A 1,009-nucleotide genomic window follows, 5' to 3' on the forward strand; every position below is an offset into this window, starting at 1 on the left:
CTGGCCGGCGTTCTTCGCCGGTTCGGGTGCCCGGCAGGTGGAGCTGCCGACGTACGCCTTCCAGCGGCAGCGCTACTGGCTGCAGCTGACGGGCGGGACGCTGAACGGCACCGCCGACGAAGTGGACTCCCGGTTCTGGGACGCCGTCGAGCGCGAGGACCTGGAGTCGCTCGCCGCCACCCTGGACATGGACGACGAGAACGCCCGGAACGCGGTCCTGCCGGCGCTGTCGACTCTGTCGGCATGGCGTCGCGGTCTGCGGACCCAGTCCGAGGCGGACCGCTGGCGCTACCGGGTGTCCTGGAAGCCGCTGAGCGACAGCGCCTCCGGTGTGCGCCAGTTGGGGGCCTGGCTCGTGGTGACGCCTGCCGAGGGCGCACATGACACCGCCGTTGTGGACGCGCTGGCCGGACGTGGCGCTGAGGTGCGCCGGGTCGTTGTCGAGTCCCGGACGGATCGGGCTGCTCTGGCCGGCCTGCTGTCCGACGTGGACACCGGATCCGTGGCGGGCGTGGTGTCGCTTCTTGCTCTGGACGAGGCTGCTGGTGTCGTGGCCACGGCTGGTCTGGTGCAGGCGTTGGGTGATGCCGGGGTGGAGGCGCCGCTGTGGTGCCTGACCCGTGGCGCGGTCAGCGTGGGCCGTTCCGACCGTCTGGTGTCGGCGGTGCAGGCTCAGACGTGGGGACTTGGGCGAGTCGCTGCACTGGAGCTGCCGGAGCGCTGGGGGGGTCTGGTCGACCTGCCTGAGGTGTGGGACGAGCGGGTCATGGCCCGCTTGGCTGGTGTACTGGCCGGCGGTACGACGGGTGAGGACCAGATCGCGATTCGGTCCTCCGGAGTGTTCGTGCGTCGACTGGCGCGTGTGCCCGGTGGCCGGAACGACCGGTCCTGGGCTCCGTCCGGGACGGTGCTGGTGACTGGTGGGACGGGTGCTCTGGGTGGGCGGGTGGCTCGCTGGCTGGCCGGTGCGGGTGCGGAGCGTCTGGTGCTGACCAGCCGCCGGGGCGCG

1 protein-coding gene is annotated in these 1,009 nt (G+C 72.1%); it reads left to right on the forward strand.

What is annotated here, in order from left to right:
- A partial coding sequence (locus ACZ4Z5_RS33370; protein WP_468270040.1) for a KR domain-containing protein occupies positions 1-1,009 on the forward strand: 1,009 nt, incomplete at both ends.

The organism is Streptomyces sp. NPDC030222 (assembly GCF_055573115.1).